The following is a 17,524-nucleotide window of genomic DNA, read 5'->3' as shown; positions in this document are numbered from 1 at the left end:
TACCCTCCCTAGGAGCGCCTGATCACCTCGGTGACGACATCGGCGACGCGGTCGACGTTCTTGGCGACGACGTTGTGCGGGACATCGTCCACGGTATGGGAGCAGGCGAAGCCTGTGCCCTCGACGCCGGCGATGGTGAGCGCGCGCAGGCTCATGTCCATCGCGGCGTACGCGTCGGTCGAGACGTAGGGCATCTCCACCGAGCCGAACTCATGGTGGAACGCACCGGACACCTTGTGCACCAGGTTCTTGATGCGCTTGTCGCCCTTGAGCACGCGCGTGTCGCCCTCGGTGGCAACCGTGCACAGCTCACCGGCGCCGACGCTCTCGAGGTTGATGAGGAAGACGCCGCGCAGGCGGTCGCGGTGCGTGTTCAGGAACGCCTGGATGCCGGCGTGGTCGTACTCGGAGGCTCCGGTCGCGACGAACCAGATGTCGTGACCCAGAAGCTCGTCGTCGCCCATCGAGGTGATGGCATCGCGGAGCTCCTCCTCCGTGACGCCCTCGGCGCCCGTGGCGCCGCCCTTCCAGTTGTCGCCCTCGAAGTTGTCCCACGAGCCGATGTCGCGGCCGGAGCGCTTGGCATCGAAGTCCTCGTCGATGCCGAGCCAGTCGCTCATGCTCTCCTGCTCGCGCTTCTTGCGACGGAAGAGCCCGCCGATACCGCGCTTGGACGGGGCGTGGGGCGCGACCGGCGCGGGGGCCGAGGCCGAGATGGTCTCGAACGCGCCCTCCCCCGCAACGGGGGCGGCAGGCGCCTGCGGAGCCGCATCGGGTGCGCTGATGACGCTGAAGCCGTTCGACGCCGGAGCCGCGGGGGCCGCAGGCACCTGGGCCGCAGGGGCCGCCGGGACGGCGGGCTGCATCGGCGCGAAGGGGTCGACCGGGGCGGCGGAGGGGTCCGGCAGGTCGAAGAGCGAGGCGCGGTTCACCGTCGTGCCCTGGTTGACCGAGGGCAGCGACGGGTCGGGAACCGCGCTGAAGCGCTGGGCAGAGGCCTGCAGCGGGTTCTGGGCCTGGACCTGGGGGCGCGAAATCTGCGCCATGAGGGAATCGACGGTCTCAGGCTGCGGGTGCACGGGAGCGGGCGCGGCGGCGGGAGCGATCACGTCCAGGGGCTCCTGGGCGACGGTCGCCGCGGGGTCGGCGGCGCTCACAGGCTGGGGCATATCGGCAGGCGTCCACTGTTGGGTCGCCTCGGCGTCGACGACGGGCTCCTCCTCGGCGGCATCGGCGGCCTCGTCGGTGACCACAGGCTCGACGGGCTCCTCCTCGGCGGCGGGAGCGGCCTCGTCGGCGTCGGTGAAGAGGGACGCCGGCACCTCGACGGTGGCGTCGAGCGAGATATCGGCCGCGCCGTCGGCAGCCGAGGCCTCGTCGACGACATCGGCCTGAACGTCCTCGTCGACCTCGGCAACCTCGTCGGCATCGCCTGCGACATGCGGGGCCTCGAGGTTCGCGGCGCGCTCCTTGGCCTGCTCCACGAGGTTCTTGCCGCGCTTCAGCACGCCGTCGAACAGGCGCGCCGCGCCGGCGCCGGCAGCGGAGAACGCCCCGGCGATACCTGCCGCGCGGGCGGCGGGGTGCATATCCGCCCCGTCGTCGTAGGCGTAGTCGTCGTAGTCCTCGTCGTACTCGCCGTATTCGTCGTACTCGTCGTACTCCCCGTCATAGGACTCTTCCTCGACGGCGGCCTCGTCGTCGTCGGCACGCTGCTCTACGTCGACGTCCTCGGGCTCCTCCGTATCGGGCTCGACATCCGTCGCCTCGGTCATGGGAGCGGACTCCTCCTCGACCGGGGCCTCGTACACGAGCACGCAGCTCTCGGGAACCATACCGATGGCATGGATGGCGTCGGCACCGTAGCGGTAGTTGCCGGCCTTGTTTATGATGCTCGGCTCGGGCTCGGGCTCATCTTCCACAGCGCCATCATCGGCGCCGACGGCCGGCTCTTCCTCGGCATCGACATCGTCCTCAGCCGCATCGGCGTCGTCCTGCTCGGCCACATCGTCGGCGGCATGGGTCTCGTCCTCGGCGGGAGCGGCGTCTTCCCCATCGGCCTCGTCGGCGGGGACGCCCTCGTCATCGGTGAGCGGCGGCATGGCCTGGGTCGCATCGGGATCGACCGCCGCGGCCTCCTGCGTGGCGCCCGCGGCGCCATCGATGACCTCCATGGCGGCCGTGGCCCCGGTGAGCGCCGCGACGGGGATGCTCGCGGTACCGGCCATGGTCGCGTCGGCATCCTCGACGGCCTCCTCCTCGGCGGCCGGCTCCTCGGCGCCCTCGCCCTCTTCCTCGAGCGCCTCCTCGGGAAGGTCGCCGGCGGCGACGGCAGCGGCGAGCTCGGCCTCCTCGGCCAGGCGCTGCTGCTCGGCGAAGTACTCGTCGAAGGGGATGTCGTTCGGGAACTCGGTCTCGCGCTTGCAGGGCGCCACGGCGTCCATGACCCCGAGCAGCGCGGCGACCGAGGACTTGTTGCAGACGGCGCCCGACGTGTAGGGCAGAACCATGCGGTTCATGATCGTGGCGATGGCGTTTGCCAGGGGCACGAGCGCCACGACGATGGCGAGCAGCCAGAGCACGAGCTTTGCCGCACCCGGCAGCGGGAGCAGGCGCATGACCGCGATGACGGCCGGCGCGAGCATGGCCGCGGGCAGGAACTTCGCGAGCATCGGGCGATAGGTGCTGTAGGGGAGCTGCGCGAGCAGGTCGGCGCGCGGCGAGTCGTAATGGGCGACCACCACGACCGGACGGTTTCGCGGGGAGGCGAGCGGGCCGGACGCCTTGTGGTAGGCGATCACGTTCTGCGAGAGACCGCTGGCGCCGATCCCGGTGAACGAGACCTTCCCCAGGCGCTCGAGCATGAAGAGCGCGGCCGCGGCGACGAGCAGCAGCAGCCCGACGATGCCCACCGCGCCGCCGATGCCCATAAGGACCGCGCCGACGAACGTGACGATACCCAGCGCCGCGAGCACCATCTTGCGGGACCCGGACGCGTTGAACTCCTGGATCTCGGGCTCGAAGCCGTGGTCGGAGAAGATGGCGGCCAGGTCCTCGGCGGCGGCGTGCTCCTCCTCGCTGCACGCGGGCGTGATGCCGGTGTTCTGCAGCAGATGGGCAAGGTATTTGCGGGTGGTGGCCATGAGCGCTCCCTGTCCCTGTATCGTCGTGTTCAAACTACCCCGGACAGGCCCCGGGGACTATGTGCATATCCTGCAAAGTATAGCGCTAGTTGAGCAAAGCTGCATCATCGCCGCAGGTTGCACGCGTATCCGCATGGGTTGCGCCTTCAATCTCCACAAGCCGGGGACAACCGCGGGCGCGGCGCGGGCGCGCCGCGCCGGGCGAGCGGGCACCGCGGCGGCGCAGCTCGTGTAGAATGAGGCGAGGTGCACTTTCCGGAGGGAGCGTGATCGCATGGCGAAAGGCGAGGCAATCGCCCGTGACGCGACGGCGGCGCGCCTTCTCAACCTCCTGTTTATATTCAACGCCACCACCCGGCCCATCACGACCGAGGAGATCGTCGGCGATTCCGACCTGGGATACGGGTCGGACATGCGCGATTCCGACTTGAGGAAGTTCCGCCGGGACCGCGCCAAACTCGCCGAGCAGGGCATCTTCATCGAGGAGATCAAGCCCGCCGGCGGCTCGGTGGTAGACGAGAGCTCATGGCGGCTCGACCGCAGCCTCACCTTCGCGTCCCTCAACGCACTCGATGCCGACGACGCCCAGCTGCTCGCCGACGCGATCGACGGCTACCTGGGCAAGGGGCCCTCTCCCCTCGCCCGGCCGCTGCGCTCCGTCGAGGAGAAGGCCTTCGAGGTCGCCGCGGCGGGGACGCCGCGCACGGCGGTGAGAACGCAAGCCCTCGGCGACCCGCTCCTCGACGCGGTCTGGATCGCCTTCGCGCTGCGCCGGCGCCTCACCTTCACCTACCGCAACGCCTCGGGCGACGCATCCAAGAGGACCGTCGCCATCTACGGCATCTTCTCGCGCGAGGGCGCCTCGTACTTCACCGGCATGGACGACCGCAGCTCGTCGATCAGGACCTTCCGCATCGACCGGGTCGAGCGCGCCTGGCGACCCCAGGGGGGCTACACCATACCCGCGTCGTTCGATGTTCGCGACCAGCTGTTCTTCGCGTTCGACCTCGCGTCTGGCGAGGGTACCGAGGTCACGTTCTCCTTCCCGCCGTCGCGGACGGCCGACGAACTCGAGGCGCTGACGCTCGGCCGGGGAACCCTCTGCGCCCCGGATGGCACGGTCACGGGCGAGTGGTGCTGGACCGTCACGGTCAAGGATGTCGGGCGGGCGGCGTCGTTCGGCCTCAGCCACGCACGCGACGGCATGAGACCGGCAGCTCCGGCCGAGCTCGTCGCGCACTGGAACGCCCTTGTCTGGAAGGCGGTGGCCGAGCATGTCTCATGACGAGCGCTTGAGGTGCTCCATCCATCTGCTCGAGCTGGTCTCGGCGACCGATGAGAACAGGATCCCCTCGGCCGCCGCCTGCGCCGAGCTCTCCTGCAGCGAGGACGAACTCGACGGCTACCTCGACCTCATCTCCATGCTCGCGGACCGCCAGAGCGGCAGCCGCGCGGTGATCTTCCGCGAAGGTGACGACGTGGTGCTCCTCGGCGACGCCGCGCGGATGAGCCCGCTGCGCCTCACGCTCGGCGAGAGCATCGCCCTGGAGAGCGTCCTCGAGTCCCTCGAGCTCGACGACGACGTGTGCGCGCGGCTGCGCGCGGCCCTGGTGCCAGAGCTGCTGCACGACACGGCGCGCCAGCACCTGATCGGCCGCGATGTCTCGTTCGGCTCCTGGTACCCCAAGCTCTCCGAGGCCATCGCGGACGGCGTGCGCTGCCGGATCGGCTACCGTTCCCACGACGAGCTCGAGGCCCGCGTGCGCACGGTCGACCCACTCGAGCTCGAGACCGCACCCGGTGCCGCCTACCTCATCGCCTGGGATGTGGAGCAAGACGCTGAGCGGCGCTACCGCCTCGAGCGCATCGAGTCCGTCGCCTTCACCGACGATTCCGTGGTCGCCCACGCCCGCACCTCGTCATCGATAGCGGAGAGCCTCGCCCGGGGGACTGAGCGCGTGACGCTCGAGATGTCCCGCGACGAGGCGGAGCGCCTCACCTGGGCGGGCGTGCGCTCGATCGATGACGGGCACGATGACGGCACGGTCCGCGTCCAGGTCGACGTGAGCTCGCCGCGCTGGCTCTTCGACCAGGTGCTCTCCGCAGGCGGCGCCATGCGCATCGTCGAGCCCGCGGCGGGCGTGGAAGCACTCGTCGCGTATGCCCGCTCGCTCACCGGCGCAGATGATCCTCACGAGCGGCGGTCGTGAGCCTTCCTCCACAGCTCGAGGTACTGGCCGATACGATGCGCCTCGATGCGCTGATAGGTCGTCGTGGGCAGCGAGTTCAGGAACTTCTTGCCGTAACCCTTGCTGACCAGGCGCGAGTCCGCCAGCACGAGCACGCCCGTATCGGTCGATGACCTGATGAGCCTGCCTGCCGCCTGCTTGACCTCGAGCACCGCATCGGGCAGCGCGTAGCGCGCCCAGGCGCGGTCCTCGCGCAGCGCGCGCTCGCAGGAGAGCGGGTCCGTGGGGCTCGCGAAGGGCAGCTTGGGGATGACCACGCACCGCAGGGTCTCCCCCGAGGCGTCGAAACCCTCCCAGAACGCCTTGAGTGCGAAGAGCGAGGACGTGCGCTCGCTCACGAAGCGGTCGCGCAGGCGCCGCGTCGAGCTCATGCGCTGCTGGCAGGCGAGCGTGAGCCCCGCCGCCGCGACGCGCGGCTGCACGGCATCGAACAGCTCCTCCATGTCGCGCCGGTTGGTGAAGAGCGTGAGCACCGAGCCGCCCATCGCGATATGGATGTCCACCAGCAGGTCCTCCAGAGCGGAGAGGTAGGCGGGGCGGTTCCGCGGATCGGGCAGGTCCGAGGCGACCACGACGGCCATGTTGGCGTCGAAGTCGTAGCTCGAGTCCAGATGGAGCGAACGCGACGAGCCCGCGGGCAGGCGGTCGAGACCGATGGCGTGCTCGAAATGCTCGAACCCGCCCGAAACCGACATGGTCGCCGACGCGAAAACCGCCGTCTTGACCTCGGGCAGCCAATCCGCGGCGAGCGCCTCGCCGATGTCCAGCCGCTCGGCGGTGAGCGCCTCGCCACCGGCGCGCAGGCGCCTATTCACCTGCAGGGCGTAAACGTAGGCGGTATCGGTCCCCTCGATGATCAGACGAAGGCCCGCGAGCGTCTCGTGGAGGCGGCGCGCAGGGTCGGCGACCTCGGCCATCTGCTCCGGCATCTCGGAGGCGAAGGTCTCCACCACGGCAGCGAGCGCCTTGTCCGCCTGCTCGAGCGCGTCGATGGCGCTCTGGCCCGTGAGCGCGAGCACCTCCCACGCGCCGCTCTGCCGCATCTCGGGCCCGATCCACACGGTCATCTGGTCGTATCCACCAGAGCGCGTATGGCCGGCGGCGTCCCGCACGGCCGCGAACAGCTCGGCCATGGCCGCGGAGGCGCGGTTCACCGTGCTCACGGCGCGGGCGACGAGTCCCTGGTAGAGCGTCGTCGCCTCGGCCGGGGCAGCCGCATGGGAGAGCGCGCCCAAGACACCTGTCGTGCCGTCGCCGAGGTGCTCGAACAGGGCACGGGAGTTTTCAGCCGTGATGCCGATCGCCCACTGCCGGCGCGCCTCGCGCTCGATCGCGTGGGCCTCGTCGATGACCCAATGGCGTATGGGCGGCAGGATCTTCCCCTCGGCGGCGACGTTGCGGAAGAGCAGCGAATGGTTGGTCACCACGACATCCGCCTGGGCCGCGCGGCGGCGCGCGCCGTGGACGAGACAGCGGTTGGGGAAAAACGGGCAGAGCCTGCGCGCGCACTCCCTGGAACCGGTGGTGAGTTCCGCGCGGTTGACGCTCTTCCACCTGATGCCGAGCGCGTCGAGGTCGCCGTCGGGGCTTTGGCACACGAAGGCGTAGAGCACCGCGAGCGCCGTCAGGGTGTCGGCGGGGTCCTTCTTCGTCTGGATCTCCGCCGTGCTGCGCACGAGCCGCTCCATCTTGCGCAGGCAGGGGTAATGGTCGAAGCCCTTGAGGGCGCAGTAGGTGAGGCCGCCGTCGAGCGAATCGGCGAGCTTGGGCAGCTCGTGGTACATGAGCTGGTCGGCAAGGTTGTTCGACTTGGTCGCGATACCCACGGTGATGCGGTTCGCCCGGGCCGCGGCGGCGAAGGGCACCAGATAGGCGATGGACTTACCCACCCCGGTGCCGGCCTCGATGGCGCGGTGCGTGGAGGTGGCCAGGGCGTCGCGGACCTCGCAGGCCATCTCGACCTGCTCGCGACGTGGCTCGTACTCGGGATACATACGGCTCACCAGGCCGCCTTCCCCAAAGCAGGAGACGATCTCCTCCTCCGTGGGCAACCTGAGCGATAGCAGCTCGTCGGCGTCAATCCGCTCATCCTCCTGCACGTCGCCGAGGACCCGATCGCGCTCCTCGGCGAGGGAGAACGGTGTCCCCATATGGGCTTGCGCGAGATAGGAGAAGATGGGCCGGTAGACCCATGGGACATCCGGATGCGTGTCCGCGAGCAGGCGGAGCAGGCCGCCAGGCAGGTCGGACAGCGCGGTGAGGATGACCCTCCACACGCCCGCGAGCGCATCGACGTCGTCCGTCGCGCGATGCGAGACCGACGCGCAGCCGAATACCTCGGCGAGAAACGACAGCTTGTGCGAGCTCAGGCGCGGCAGCGCGATACGCGAGAGCGCGAGAGAGTCGATCCAGATGTCGCTCACCTCAACGCCGCCCTTGACCGACTCGATGAAGGAGCGGTCGAATGTGGCGTTATGGGCGACGACCGGCCTTCCCCCGACGAATGTGGCGAGCTCGGCCACCGCCTCGCGCGCCGTGGGCGCGTGGGCGACATCCGCCTGCGTGATGCCGGTGAGCTTCGTGATCTCGGCGGGGATGAGCCCCGTCGGATGCACGAAGGTGTCGAAGCGCTCGACGATCCTGTCGCCTGAAAGCAGCGCCGCGGAGATCTCGATGAGCTCGTTGTCCTGCACGGAGAGGCCCGTCGTCTCGGTATCGAGAATGACCACGTCCTCCTCGATGAGCCCGAAGCGCATCGTCTTCGCCCGTTCGGCGAGCGTGTAGTAGGCGTCCGCGACGAAGCGCGGCGTCGCGGGAAGGAGCGCCTCGTCTATAGGGGAAGCGCCAGCGCAGGAGGCCATCTAGTGCTCCCGGCGCTTCAGGGCGATGCGGATGAGCTCGTCGCAGACCTTGGTGAACGGGATGTCGGCATGGCGCGCCTCGTCGGGGAACAGCGACGTGGAGGTCATGCCGGGGATGGTGTTCGTCTCCAGGATCACCGGGCCGCGGTCGGTCACGATGAAGTCACTGCGGGAGAAACCGGTACAGCCGAGGGCCTCGTGGGCGCGGACGGCGAGCTCCTCCGCCGTCCGGTAGTCCTCGAGCGGAATCTGAGCGGGGATGCGATGGACGAGGGCCGGGTCGATGTACTTGACGTCGAGATCGTAGAAATCCGAGCCCTCCTGGGGCAGAATCTCGACGATCGGCAGCGCGCGGGCCGGGTCACCGAACACGCCGACGGTGATCTCGGTCCCCACGAGGCGCTCCTCGATAAGGGCCTTGTCATCGTGGTCGAACACCGTCTCGAGCGCATGCGGAAGCTCATCGGCGCTCTTCACCATGGTCACGCCGAAGCTCGACCCGTTGACCGCCGGCTTGACGAAGCATTCCTCGCCGACGCGTTCGACGATGTCCGCCACGCAGATGTCGTCATCGCTCGTGAGCGTCATACCCTTTGCGACGGGGATCCCGGCGCGCTCGTAGAGCGCCTTGGACACGTCCTTGTCGGCGGCGCACGCGCTCGCGATCACGCCGGACCCCGTGTAGGGGATACCGAGGAACTCGAGGATGCTCTGCATCATGCCGTCCTCGCCTCCGCGCCCGTGGAGCGCGATGAAGGCGATGTCGAAGTTGCCAGCCTCGAGGGAGGCGAGGAACCCATCGGATGCGGGGTCGAGCATGACGACGTCGCCGTAACCCGACTCCTCAAGGGCCTCCACGACGTTCTTGCCTGATGAGAAGGAAATCTCGCGCTCATCCGAGATGCCTCCGGCGAGCACTACGACACGTAGATCCTCTCGACGCACGTCCGACATGTCCTCTCCTCTCAGCGGTGGTTTTTCATCGCCATGCCAGTTTCCGATTCAGGTTCCCTTATTGTATAGATATGTGCCGTCCATCATCGTGATTTCGCACGAAAGGTATGCAATGGAACCCACGCGCCGCCTACCCGACATCAGAAGCATCGACAGCCGGGAGCTTCAGGAGACCATAGCCGAGCTCGGTCAACCCGCGTTTCGCTACAAGCAGGTTCACGAGTGGATCTTCTCTAAGAACATATGTTCGTTTGATGAGATGACCAACGTTCCAAAGACCCTGCGCGAGTCCCTTGCCGAGCGGTACAGCTTCGGCACCCCCACCGAGCTGGTGAAGCAGGTCTCTCGGGACGGTTCGCGCAAATATCTGTTGCAGTTCCCTGACGGCGTCTCAGTCGAGACGGTCGGTATGCCCTCGCGCAACCGCCTCGCCGTATGCATCTCCACGCAGGCCGGGTGCAACATGGGATGCGCCTTCTGCGCGACAGGCATCGCGGGCCTCACCAGGTCACTTACCGCCCAGGAGATGGTCGACCAGGTGTCCCACGTCTCGCGCGATTTCGGCGAGCGCGTCACGAGCGTGGTGTTCATGGGCCAGGGCGAGCCGTTCGCCAACTACGATGAGACGGTACGTGCACTGCGCATCCTCAACTCCGAGGACGGGCTCAATATCGGCGCCAGGCACCTGACGGTCTCGACCTGCGGCATCATCCCCCGTATTCGCTCTTTCGCGCAGCTTCCCGAGCAGTTCACCTTGGCGGTCTCGCTCCACTCCGCCATCCAGAGCACACGCAACCAGCTGATGCCCGGCGTCAAGAAGTACACGCTTCCGCGGCTCCATGAGGCGCTGCAGGTATATACCGAGAAGACCGGTCGCAGGCCCACCTATGAGTTCGCTATGATCGAGGGGATCAACGACACGCGCCCTGAGATGGAGGCGCTCTGCAGCTTCTGCGAGGGTACCCTCTGCCACGTCAACCTCATCCAGCTCAACGAGATTCCCGACAGCCCGTTCAGGCCCTCACCTGAGAAGAAGGTCGAGCTCCTGCAGCGGCTCCTGCAGCAGCGCGGTGTCGAGGCGACCATCCGCAACTCGCGCGGAGCCGATATCGACGCCGCATGCGGCCAGCTCAAGCAGCGTAAGGTCGGCTTCCACAAATAAAAGGGGCGCGGTCACCCGACACCCCTTTCGGTTATTCCGGCGCCTTCTCACGGGGCGCCGGTTTTCTTTTGCCCTCGGGACTACTTCTTGCCAAACAGACCGCCCAGACCCTCCGCGATGCCGGAGAGCGGCGAGTCGCCGAGCGCGTCGGTCAGACCGCCGGCGATACCGGACAGGTCGAGGCCCCCCTGATCGATACCCTCGGGGAGGTGGAAACCGCCGCCCATGACGCCCTCCTTGATACCATCCACGACGCCGGAGAGATCGTCCCCCTCGAGTTGATGACCGGTGATGCCCTCGATCGCCGACGCGGGGTCCGCGATGAAGTCCTTGAGAGCCTCAGGGCTGTTGCCAAGGTGCTCGGTCACCTGATCGATAATCGCCTTGATATCCATGTTCGTCCTTTCATGAGGAAGCGGTCAGCGCCTGTTGACTATACCTGCGCGTTCAGCGTCGCGGAAGCTTCAACTTCCATTCACAGCCAGGTGATTTCCCAACGATTCACGTGAAACACTAGTTAGTTAGGTACCTAATCGACTAATATCCCACGCTTTCCCATTGCTGTGCAACCCAGTCCTGGTTCACTTTTGGGTTCTTCGTCATCTGCGCCGTCCTCAAGGCGATATCCTCAGACATCACCTTTGCCTTCTTGCGCGAGGTCTCGAAAACATCAGTCACACTTCTCACGATCCGATCACGTCGTTCCGAATCGCTGAGAATCCTGTAACCGAAATATGCTCCGGCGGCTATTCCGACACCTGTCAGAACCAGACTCGTGATCTTCTGCATCGCATTCATAATCTAGTCCTCACCTATGAAGTGGTTGAGAATATCTGCCAGCTGCTCTTCATCCCTGAACTCGATCTCGATCTTGTTCTTTCCCCTCGTGTTCTTCACGCGGACGTTGGTGTTCAGTGTCTGCCTCAACACCTTAGCCGCCCTCTTATAGGACTGAGGTGTGACGGGGCGCGGTGTCTTTACCGGCTCATTGACAGAAAACAGCGGGGCGAGCTTTTCTGTCGCACGAACCGACAGTCCTTCTTCCACAACCTTCTGTGCAAGTTTCACCCGTGCCTCTTCATAGGGGACTGCAAGAATCGCACGCGCGTGTCCCGCAGTCAGGCTTCCGTTGAAGATCATCTCTTGGACTTCCTGTGGGAGATCGAGAAGCCTTAAGGCATTCGTGATTGCGGAACGTGATTTCGAAACTGCCTTCGCAAGTGCCTCCTGGGTCATCCCACTCTGGTCGATGAGCTGCCTGTACCCTTTAGCCTCTTCGATCGGATTGAGGTCCGACCTCTGCAGGTTCTCGATCAAAGCAAGGGCGAGAACCTCCTCATCGCTCACATCTTTGATGATCACCGGTAGCTCAGTCAGTTCAGCGATCTTCGAAGCTTGATACCGCCGCTCGCCAGCGATGATCTGATATCCCTTCTCGTCTTTCCTTACGAGAAGGGGCTGCAGGACGCCGTGCTGTCTGATTGACTCGCTAAGTTCGTTCAGCTCCTTCTCGTCGAAATGCACTCGGGGTTGGTTCGGATTGGGATGAATCTCTTCGATCGGGAGCTTTGTTTCTGATCCGTGATTTCCGGTTTCGTACTGAGCTTCCTGCATCAAGGCATTGAGACCTTTTCCAAGTCCCGCCCTCTTCTTCTGGCTAGGCACGATCGATCACCTCGTTTGCGAGTTCCATATATGCCTGAGCACCCTTGTTCTGGGGGGCATAGTCGATAACCGGCATACCGAACGAAGGCGCTTCCGAAATCTTTACAGTACGTGGGATGAGCGTTTCAAAGACCTTGTCGCCGAAGTACCCCTTTACCTCATCGACGACTTGATTCGCGAGCGAGGTACGGGAGTCGTACATTGTCAGCAGGACACCGTAGACATCGAGACCCTTGTTGATCCTGCTTTTCACCATGCGCATGGACTCAAGTAGCTTAGTGACGCCCTCGAGGGCATAGTATTCACACTGGATCGGGATCAGCACGCTGTCCGCTGCGGTCAATGCATTGATCGTCAGCAACCCGAGAGACGGCGGGCAGTCAATCAATACGAAATCATAGTTCTGCTCAATCGGCTCGAGAAGCTCTTTAAGTCGAGTCTCGCGTGCCATTGCTGAAACGAGTTCGATTTCGGCACCTGCAAGTTGAATCGTCGCAGGAATGACCGATACATTCTTACTATTCGTCTCAATCAGTAAGTCTTCCGCCGGAACATCGTTGAGCAATGCATCATATACACATTGCTCAAGTTCCTCTTTCTCGATTCCAAATCCACTGGTGCTATTCCCCTGAGGATCGAAGTCGACAATGAGAACATTCTTGCCGAGATTTCCGAGTGCCGCGGCCAGATTGACTGCTGTTGTCGACTTACCGACTCCGCCCTTTTGGTTGATAATCGATATGATGCGTGGATTACGAGATTCTTGCGCTTGATTATCCACGTTGCCTCCTTTGTACGTTTGGGCTGTTCCGACTACGTGGCTATCGATTGTTTCACGTGAAACCTATCACGATCTGAATCTATTATGTTTCACGTGAAACAATGTTGCAAGCAGAATTGAAAAGACCCTATGTTTCACGTGAAACATAGGGTCGAGCAGGCACTACCTGATAGGTGACTTCTTAGCTAAACCTACCGCGCGAGGAAGCTTGACGTGAGGCCTCTCGATCTTCTCGAACACCAGAATTTCACGATGGCCGAGAGCGTGGGGGAGCTCGATACTCATTGTGTCGATGAGATCCAGTCCGCATACTTCAGCTGCAGAATAACCTGAGACCAACTCATCCTCATCAGGTCTCCCTTTGGTCACAACAAAGAGTCCACCGAGTTCCAAATAGGGAGACGCATACTCGACTAGGACCGGGAGAGAAGCCAAGGCGCGCGCAACGACACAGGAGAACGATCCGCCATTAGAAAGGGCATAGTGCTCGATTCGGTCATGAACCGCATCAACACCGTCTATACCAAGAGCGTCGACAAACGATTGAACGGCATTGACCTTCTTGCCAACAGAATCGAGAAGAATCCCAGGCCTGCCCGAGGCGATAGCAAGCGGAATCCCTGGGAAGCCGGCACCGGTACCCATATCGAGGAATCTCCCTTCAGGAGAAGCCTCAAGAGGTTCAAGGAGCAGGAGCGAATCGAGAATGTGCAGAACCAGGGCATCGTCTACATTGAGGATGCGCGTGAGATTCATCTTCTCGTTCGCCTGGATGACAAGAGAGAGGTGATCGAGACAACGACCGATCTGCTCATTGCTCAGGTTAATCTGGAACTCATCGCAATATGACTGCAACCGATCCAGACATGAATCTCTATCGAGTTCAGCTATAAGGGAAGCGTTCATCTTGAGTCCTAATGACAGAAACTAACGAGACGGGAACTTTTGACAAAAAAGGGCACGGAATCCCGTGCCCTTTGATAGTACCTGTTGCACTTCGACTATAGAGCCGTGATGACAACACGACGTTCAGGATCGACACCTTCGGAGTGGGTTTCCACGGAGGCGTTATCCCTGAGGGCGATGTGAACAAGACGGCGCTCATAAGCCGTCATAGGAGGAAGCGTAACGGAACCATGCTGGCGCGCCGCGCGCGATGCAGCGGACTTGGCCATAGAGACGACCTTGTCGTTGCGGCGGCTCTTGTACCCCTCGATATCGACGACGACAGGATAACGGAAGCCGAGCTTGCGGCTGACGATAAGCGAGAACATCGTCTGCAGCGACTCAAGCGTCTTACCATGGCGGCCGATAAGGACCGCAAGATCGCCGGCGGTGACATCGAGGATAAGCTCACCCTCGTCACCGACATACTCATCGATAGGCGCGCTGTCGACACCATAGTAGCCAAGGATATCCCTGAGGACGTTGATGGCGATGTCAGCGATGGTATCGAGCTCGCTGTCGGTCAGCTCCTCGCCGGACTTATAGTGAGCGGCGAGCTCAGGATACTGCCCTTCGTAGGAAGCCTCCTCAGCGATATCCGCCTCGACGGCTTCATGCTCCATATCAGAAAGTTCCTGCTCAGACATTGGCTTGCTCCTAATTATTTAGGTACCTAATTAGTTGCGCTATCGCTAGTTCTTCTTGTGCGGGCGAGCCTTGCGCTCGCGGCGGACGACGTCGACCTCGACGGGGGCGTTCGCGAGACGCTCCTCCTCCTCGGCCTTGGCCTTCTCGATCACGCGGCGCGTGACGAAGAGCTGCTGGATGACCTGCCACAGCGTGGACACATCATAATAGAGCAGCACGCCGGCGGGCAGGCTCCAACCGATCCAGAGCATCATGAGCGCCATGACGACGGACATGGTGCGCATGGAGGACGCCTGCTGGCCCGTCTGGTTCATGGACTGGTAGAGCGTCGGGATCAGCGTGAGCACCGCGAACAGGACGAGGGAAATGAGATACGGGACCGCCGTGGCGATACCCGCGGCCCACTCAGCGGCGGGCGTGGTGGTGAGGTCCGGCAGGATGTTGTAGAACATGAAGTCCGTGCCGGGGAAACGCTCGGGCAGGGTACGCAGGAGCGTGAAGAGCGCCAGAAGGATCGGCATCTGGATGAGGAGCGGCAGGCAGCCACCGAGCGGGTTGAACTTGTTCTCGGAGTAGAACTTCTGCATCTCCTCAGCCTGGCGCTGCGGATCGTCCGCATAGCGCTGCTGGATCTCCATCATCTTGGGCTGGAGCACCTGCATGCGGGCGGTCGACTTAGTCGACTTGAGCAGCAGGGGCGTGAGCACGAGACGCACGATCACCGTCAGAATGATGATCGACAGACCCCAGTCGACGGCGAATCCCTGGATGAACGCCAGGATCTGGTAGAGAATGTTAACGATCCAATCCCACATATATACAGTCCTCCGTATGTGTCGTTACGGCACCGGGTCATACCCGCCGCTATGAAATGGATTACAACGCAGAATGCGCCTCGCCGCCAGCAGCAGCCCCTTCACCGCACCGTACCGCTCGATCGCCTGGATGGCATATTGCGAGCAGGTGGGCCGGTAGATGCATGCAGCGGGAAGCAAGGGCGAAATGCAGCGCTGGTAGAACCTGATGGGTGCGACGAGAACCCGTCGCACGATTCCGCGCAGGCTACCCATCGAGACCAGCCCGCTTGCAGAGCCCCATGAGCGCGGTGCGCATCTCGACGGGAGAGGCGGTGCGCGTGGCGGCCGTGGCGAAGAGGATCAGGTCTTTCCCGGGATACGGAATCGCGCAGGCGCGGGCGGCTTCACGCAATACCCGCTTGGACCTGTTGCGGACGACGGCGTTGCCGAGCCGCTTAGGTGCAGCGAAGGCGACCCGACCAGGATCGCCTTCGCTCTCTGCATCACATATTACCAAGCGGATCAGGGGATGGTTGTAGCGCTTCCCCTGCGTGAAGACACGCTCGAAATCCGACCGGGATTTTAGGGTTCTCATGCGCGGGGCACAAAAATCCTAGACGGTAAGGCGCTTGCGGCCCTTGGCGCGACGGCGAGCGAGGACGGCGCGGCCGCCCTTGGTGGCCATGCGGGCGCGGAAACCGTGGGTCTTGGCACGCTTGCGCTTGTTCGGCTGATACGTACGCTTCATGATGACTATCCTCCTGGTGCGTTTTAGGAATACACATTAGGCACTTGAGCTTCAAGATTGTATGGAACAAGGTGCGTGGATGTCAATAAAGAGCAGCGAGGAATCATAAGTTCCTGCGGCAATTTTCCATTCAACAGTTCCGGAACGCGCAGCAGACCCGTTACTTTCACTCCGTTTCATCTAGCTTTCCACAGGTTGTTCTCTCGTGTGGATAACTTTTCATCTCGTTGTTTCAGTTTTCAACACGATTTGAAAACATGTGGAAAGTTTCACAAGGTGCAAGGTGCGCTACTATTCTCCTAAACGGCGACTACGGCACCCCGCCGCTTTCGGCATGCGTGAAACGGACGACCATGGCAGACGATTTCTACCCCTTCGTGGATTCCGGCGACCCCGCCCCCGACAACAGGCACATTACCGGTACCCCCGACCCCTCCGCCGAAGACGGTGCGGTGGGGCAGGATGGCGCTGGGAACGGCACCGTCTTCGCCACGAGGATCGCCATCTACGACGACATGCTCTCGACGCCGCGCGTGATCGTCGTGCAGCCGAATGACCCCCGTTCCTACCTCGAGGAGATCACCAACACGGTCTATAGGAGCATGAAGGAGCTCGGCGGCTCGATCTCCCTCATGGTGATCAGGGAGCTCGTGGAGAACTTCATACACGCGAACTTCACCGAGCCGATCGTCTCGATCCTCGACGGGGGGAACACGGTGCGCTTCGCCGACCAAGGGCCGGGCATCGACGACAAGGAGCGCGCCTTCGAATTCGGCGTGACCTCCGCGAACCGCTCCATGAAGCGCTACATCAGGGGCACGGGCGCCGGTCTGCCGATGGTGCAGCAGTACCTCGAGAACGCCGGCGGGGCCGTATCGATCGAGGACAACCTCGGCTCGGGAACGGTCGTCACGGTGAGTGTCGATGCCGCCAGGGTGCAGGAGATCGAGGCGAACAGCGCCCGCGGCGCGGCGGTGCGGGGCACATCGTTCACCTCGCAGACAGCAAGCCCAGGCGCCGCCGCCACGGGAGCCGCCGCCCCGGCTGGTGCGGGATACCGACCCGGGATCCCCTCCTACGGGATGGCCGCGCCGTACCCCCAGCAGCCCGGCCAGGCCTATCCCTACCCGTACATGGGGGAGTACCCCTACCCCCAACAGGGTGCGGCGGGCGCTTTCGCGCAGAACCCCAGCGGATACGGCATGCCGGGCTATCCCCCCGCACAGCCCTTTCAACCGGGATATGGGCAAAGTTTTCCACAGCAGAACCATGAGTTTTCCACATATCCACAATACCCATCCCAACCAGCGCATATCGCGACCCCCATGCAGGGCGCGCCGATGCGCCGAGAGCAGCCCTATATCGACGAGAGGGATATGAATGCCCTCGATTACCTGGGGGTTCATGGGTCAGGGGGGCCTGGTGAGCTCTCCCAGGCGTTCGGGCAGTCGGTTCCTACCTGGTCGCGCGTGCTTGCTAAACTTGGTGAGCAAGGCTTCGTGGTGAAGCACGGGCGCAAGTACACGCTGACCTCCCTCGGGGAGTCCTGGCTCAAGGACAACGCGTAAAGG

17 protein-coding genes are annotated in these 17,524 nt (G+C 63.6%); 4 read left to right on the top strand and 13 right to left on the bottom strand.

The annotated features are described in order from the left end of the window. Nucleotides 1–8: 8 nt before the first annotated feature. Nucleotides 9–3,143 carry a M28 family peptidase gene (locus tag FS885_RS03625; RefSeq protein WP_144743648.1) on the bottom strand — a complete coding sequence of 1,045 codons (3,135 nt, stop codon included), beginning with the start codon at nucleotides 3,141–3,143 and terminating at the stop codon, nucleotides 9–11. Nucleotides 3,144–3,417: 274 nt separating this feature from the next. Between FS885_RS03625 and FS885_RS03620 the strand changes: the two genes are divergently transcribed. Together FS885_RS03620 and FS885_RS03615 are read left to right on the top strand one after the other, a co-directional pair. Continuing rightward, entirely contained in the window at nucleotides 3,418–4,428 is a 1,011-nt protein-coding gene (locus tag FS885_RS03620; RefSeq protein WP_144743647.1) for a helix-turn-helix transcriptional regulator, read from the top strand. Then, on the top strand, nucleotides 4,418–5,353 hold the full coding sequence (locus tag FS885_RS03615; RefSeq protein WP_144743646.1) for a helix-turn-helix transcriptional regulator: 936 nt from the start codon (nucleotides 4,418–4,420) through the stop codon (nucleotides 5,351–5,353). The genes FS885_RS03620 and FS885_RS03615 overlap by 11 nt, the downstream gene beginning before the upstream one ends. Here FS885_RS03615 and FS885_RS03610 read toward each other — a convergent pair. Continuing rightward, nucleotides 5,335–8,253, bottom strand: coding sequence for a helicase C-terminal domain-containing protein (locus tag FS885_RS03610; RefSeq protein ID WP_144743645.1), 2,919 nt, complete (start codon nucleotides 8,251–8,253; stop codon nucleotides 5,335–5,337). The genes FS885_RS03615 and FS885_RS03610 overlap by 19 nt on opposite strands. Further along, the gene (locus FS885_RS03605; protein WP_144743644.1) at nucleotides 8,254–9,207 is read right to left on the bottom strand and encodes a D-alanine--D-alanine ligase family protein; all 954 of its coding nucleotides are present in this window, start codon (nucleotides 9,205–9,207) and stop codon (nucleotides 8,254–8,256) included. A gap of 112 nt (nucleotides 9,208–9,319) precedes the next feature. Here FS885_RS03605 and rlmN point away from each other — a divergent pair, with 112 nt between their 5' ends. Further along, nucleotides 9,320–10,369, top strand: a complete 1,050-nt coding sequence (rlmN, locus tag FS885_RS03600) for a dual-specificity RNA methyltransferase RlmN (protein ID WP_144743643.1) — start codon at nucleotides 9,320–9,322, stop codon at nucleotides 10,367–10,369. An 80-nt stretch (nucleotides 10,370–10,449) separates the two neighbouring features. Here the strand turns inward: rlmN and FS885_RS03595 are convergent, their stop codons facing one another. The 10 genes from FS885_RS03595 to rpmH form a co-directional block, all read right to left on the bottom strand. Next, complete coding sequence (locus tag FS885_RS03595) at nucleotides 10,450–10,764, bottom strand: hypothetical protein (protein WP_144743642.1); 315 nt, start codon at nucleotides 10,762–10,764, stop codon at nucleotides 10,450–10,452. A gap of 142 nt (nucleotides 10,765–10,906) precedes the next feature. After that, entirely contained in the window at nucleotides 10,907–11,167 is a 261-nt protein-coding gene (locus tag FS885_RS03590) for a hypothetical protein (RefSeq protein ID WP_144743641.1), read from the bottom strand. Nucleotides 11,168–11,170: 3 nt separating this feature from the next. Further along, on the bottom strand, nucleotides 11,171–11,983 hold the full coding sequence (locus FS885_RS03585; RefSeq protein WP_144743708.1) for a ParB/RepB/Spo0J family partition protein: 813 nt from the start codon (nucleotides 11,981–11,983) through the stop codon (nucleotides 11,171–11,173). 43 nt (nucleotides 11,984–12,026) lie between these two features. Further along, nucleotides 12,027–12,815: a ParA family protein gene (locus FS885_RS03580; RefSeq protein ID WP_144743640.1), complete on the bottom strand. Its 789-nt coding sequence runs from the start codon at nucleotides 12,813–12,815 to the stop codon at nucleotides 12,027–12,029. 162 nt (nucleotides 12,816–12,977) lie between these two features. Next, nucleotides 12,978–13,721 carry a 16S rRNA (guanine(527)-N(7))-methyltransferase RsmG gene (gene rsmG / locus FS885_RS03575; RefSeq protein ID WP_144743639.1) on the bottom strand — a complete coding sequence of 248 codons (744 nt, stop codon included), beginning with the start codon at nucleotides 13,719–13,721 and terminating at the stop codon, nucleotides 12,978–12,980. Nucleotides 13,722–13,816: 95 nt separating this feature from the next. Then, complete coding sequence (locus FS885_RS03570) at nucleotides 13,817–14,407, bottom strand: Jag family protein (RefSeq protein ID WP_144743638.1); 591 nt, start codon at nucleotides 14,405–14,407, stop codon at nucleotides 13,817–13,819. Between the two features lie 45 nt (nucleotides 14,408–14,452). Beyond that, on the bottom strand, nucleotides 14,453–15,223 hold the full coding sequence (locus FS885_RS03565; RefSeq protein WP_144743637.1) for a YidC/Oxa1 family membrane protein insertase: 771 nt from the start codon (nucleotides 15,221–15,223) through the stop codon (nucleotides 14,453–14,455). Nucleotides 15,224–15,247: 24 nt separating this feature from the next. Then, on the bottom strand, nucleotides 15,248–15,478 hold the full coding sequence (gene yidD, locus FS885_RS03560; RefSeq protein ID WP_144743636.1) for a membrane protein insertion efficiency factor YidD: 231 nt from the start codon (nucleotides 15,476–15,478) through the stop codon (nucleotides 15,248–15,250). Continuing rightward, nucleotides 15,471–15,800, bottom strand: coding sequence for a ribonuclease P protein component (gene rnpA, locus FS885_RS03555; RefSeq protein ID WP_144743635.1), 330 nt, complete (start codon nucleotides 15,798–15,800; stop codon nucleotides 15,471–15,473). Before rnpA ends, yidD begins: the two co-directional genes overlap by 8 nt. Nucleotides 15,801–15,818: 18 nt before the next feature. Continuing rightward, nucleotides 15,819–15,953: a 50S ribosomal protein L34 gene (gene rpmH / locus FS885_RS03550; protein WP_019127408.1), complete on the bottom strand. Its 135-nt coding sequence runs from the start codon at nucleotides 15,951–15,953 to the stop codon at nucleotides 15,819–15,821. Between the two features lie 353 nt (nucleotides 15,954–16,306). On the opposite strand from rpmH, the gene FS885_RS03545 reads away from it, so the two are divergent. Continuing rightward, nucleotides 16,307–17,521 carry an ATP-binding protein gene (locus FS885_RS03545; protein ID WP_144743634.1) on the top strand — a complete coding sequence of 405 codons (1,215 nt, stop codon included), beginning with the start codon at nucleotides 16,307–16,309 and terminating at the stop codon, nucleotides 17,519–17,521. Nucleotides 17,522–17,524 lie beyond the last annotated feature (3 nt).

Source organism: Enorma burkinafasonensis, assembly GCF_902150035.1.
Taxonomy (GTDB): Bacteria; Actinomycetota; Coriobacteriia; order Coriobacteriales; family Coriobacteriaceae; genus Enorma; species Enorma burkinafasonensis.
Note: the sequence above shows the minus strand (reverse complement) of the source record. Positions and strands in the feature narration are given on the sequence as shown.

What these genes read in the sequence shown, in the direction of transcription:
- FS885_RS03625 (WP_144743648.1), bottom strand. Translation starts at nt 3,143, where the DNA reads ATGGCCACCACCCGCAAATACCTTGCCCATCTGCTGCAGAACACCGGC.
- FS885_RS03620 (WP_144743647.1), top strand. Translation starts at nt 3,418, where the DNA reads ATGGCGAAAGGCGAGGCAATCGCCCGTGACGCGACGGCGGCGCGCCTT.
- FS885_RS03615 (WP_144743646.1), top strand. Translation starts at nt 4,418, where the DNA reads ATGTCTCATGACGAGCGCTTGAGGTGCTCCATCCATCTGCTCGAGCTG.
- FS885_RS03610 (WP_144743645.1), bottom strand. Translation starts at nt 8,253, where the DNA reads ATGGCCTCCTGCGCTGGCGCTTCCCCTATAGACGAGGCGCTCCTTCCC.
- FS885_RS03605 (WP_144743644.1), bottom strand. Translation starts at nt 9,207, where the DNA reads ATGTCGGACGTGCGTCGAGAGGATCTACGTGTCGTAGTGCTCGCCGGA.
- rlmN (WP_144743643.1), top strand. Translation starts at nt 9,320, where the DNA reads ATGGAACCCACGCGCCGCCTACCCGACATCAGAAGCATCGACAGCCGG.
- FS885_RS03595 (WP_144743642.1), bottom strand. Translation starts at nt 10,764, where the DNA reads ATGGATATCAAGGCGATTATCGATCAGGTGACCGAGCACCTTGGCAAC.
- FS885_RS03590 (WP_144743641.1), bottom strand. Translation starts at nt 11,167, where the DNA reads ATGAATGCGATGCAGAAGATCACGAGTCTGGTTCTGACAGGTGTCGGA.
- FS885_RS03585 (WP_144743708.1), bottom strand. Translation starts at nt 11,983, where the DNA reads ATGCAGGAAGCTCAGTACGAAACCGGAAATCACGGATCAGAAACAAAG.
- rsmG (WP_144743639.1), bottom strand. Translation starts at nt 13,721, where the DNA reads ATGAACGCTTCCCTTATAGCTGAACTCGATAGAGATTCATGTCTGGAT.
- FS885_RS03570 (WP_144743638.1), bottom strand. Translation starts at nt 14,407, where the DNA reads ATGTCTGAGCAGGAACTTTCTGATATGGAGCATGAAGCCGTCGAGGCG.
- FS885_RS03565 (WP_144743637.1), bottom strand. Translation starts at nt 15,223, where the DNA reads ATGTGGGATTGGATCGTTAACATTCTCTACCAGATCCTGGCGTTCATC.
- yidD (WP_144743636.1), bottom strand. Translation starts at nt 15,478, where the DNA reads ATGGGTAGCCTGCGCGGAATCGTGCGACGGGTTCTCGTCGCACCCATC.
- rnpA (WP_144743635.1), bottom strand. Translation starts at nt 15,800, where the DNA reads ATGAGAACCCTAAAATCCCGGTCGGATTTCGAGCGTGTCTTCACGCAG.
- rpmH (WP_019127408.1), bottom strand. Translation starts at nt 15,953, where the DNA reads ATGAAGCGTACGTATCAGCCGAACAAGCGCAAGCGTGCCAAGACCCAC.
- FS885_RS03545 (WP_144743634.1), top strand. Translation starts at nt 16,307, where the DNA reads ATGGCAGACGATTTCTACCCCTTCGTGGATTCCGGCGACCCCGCCCCC.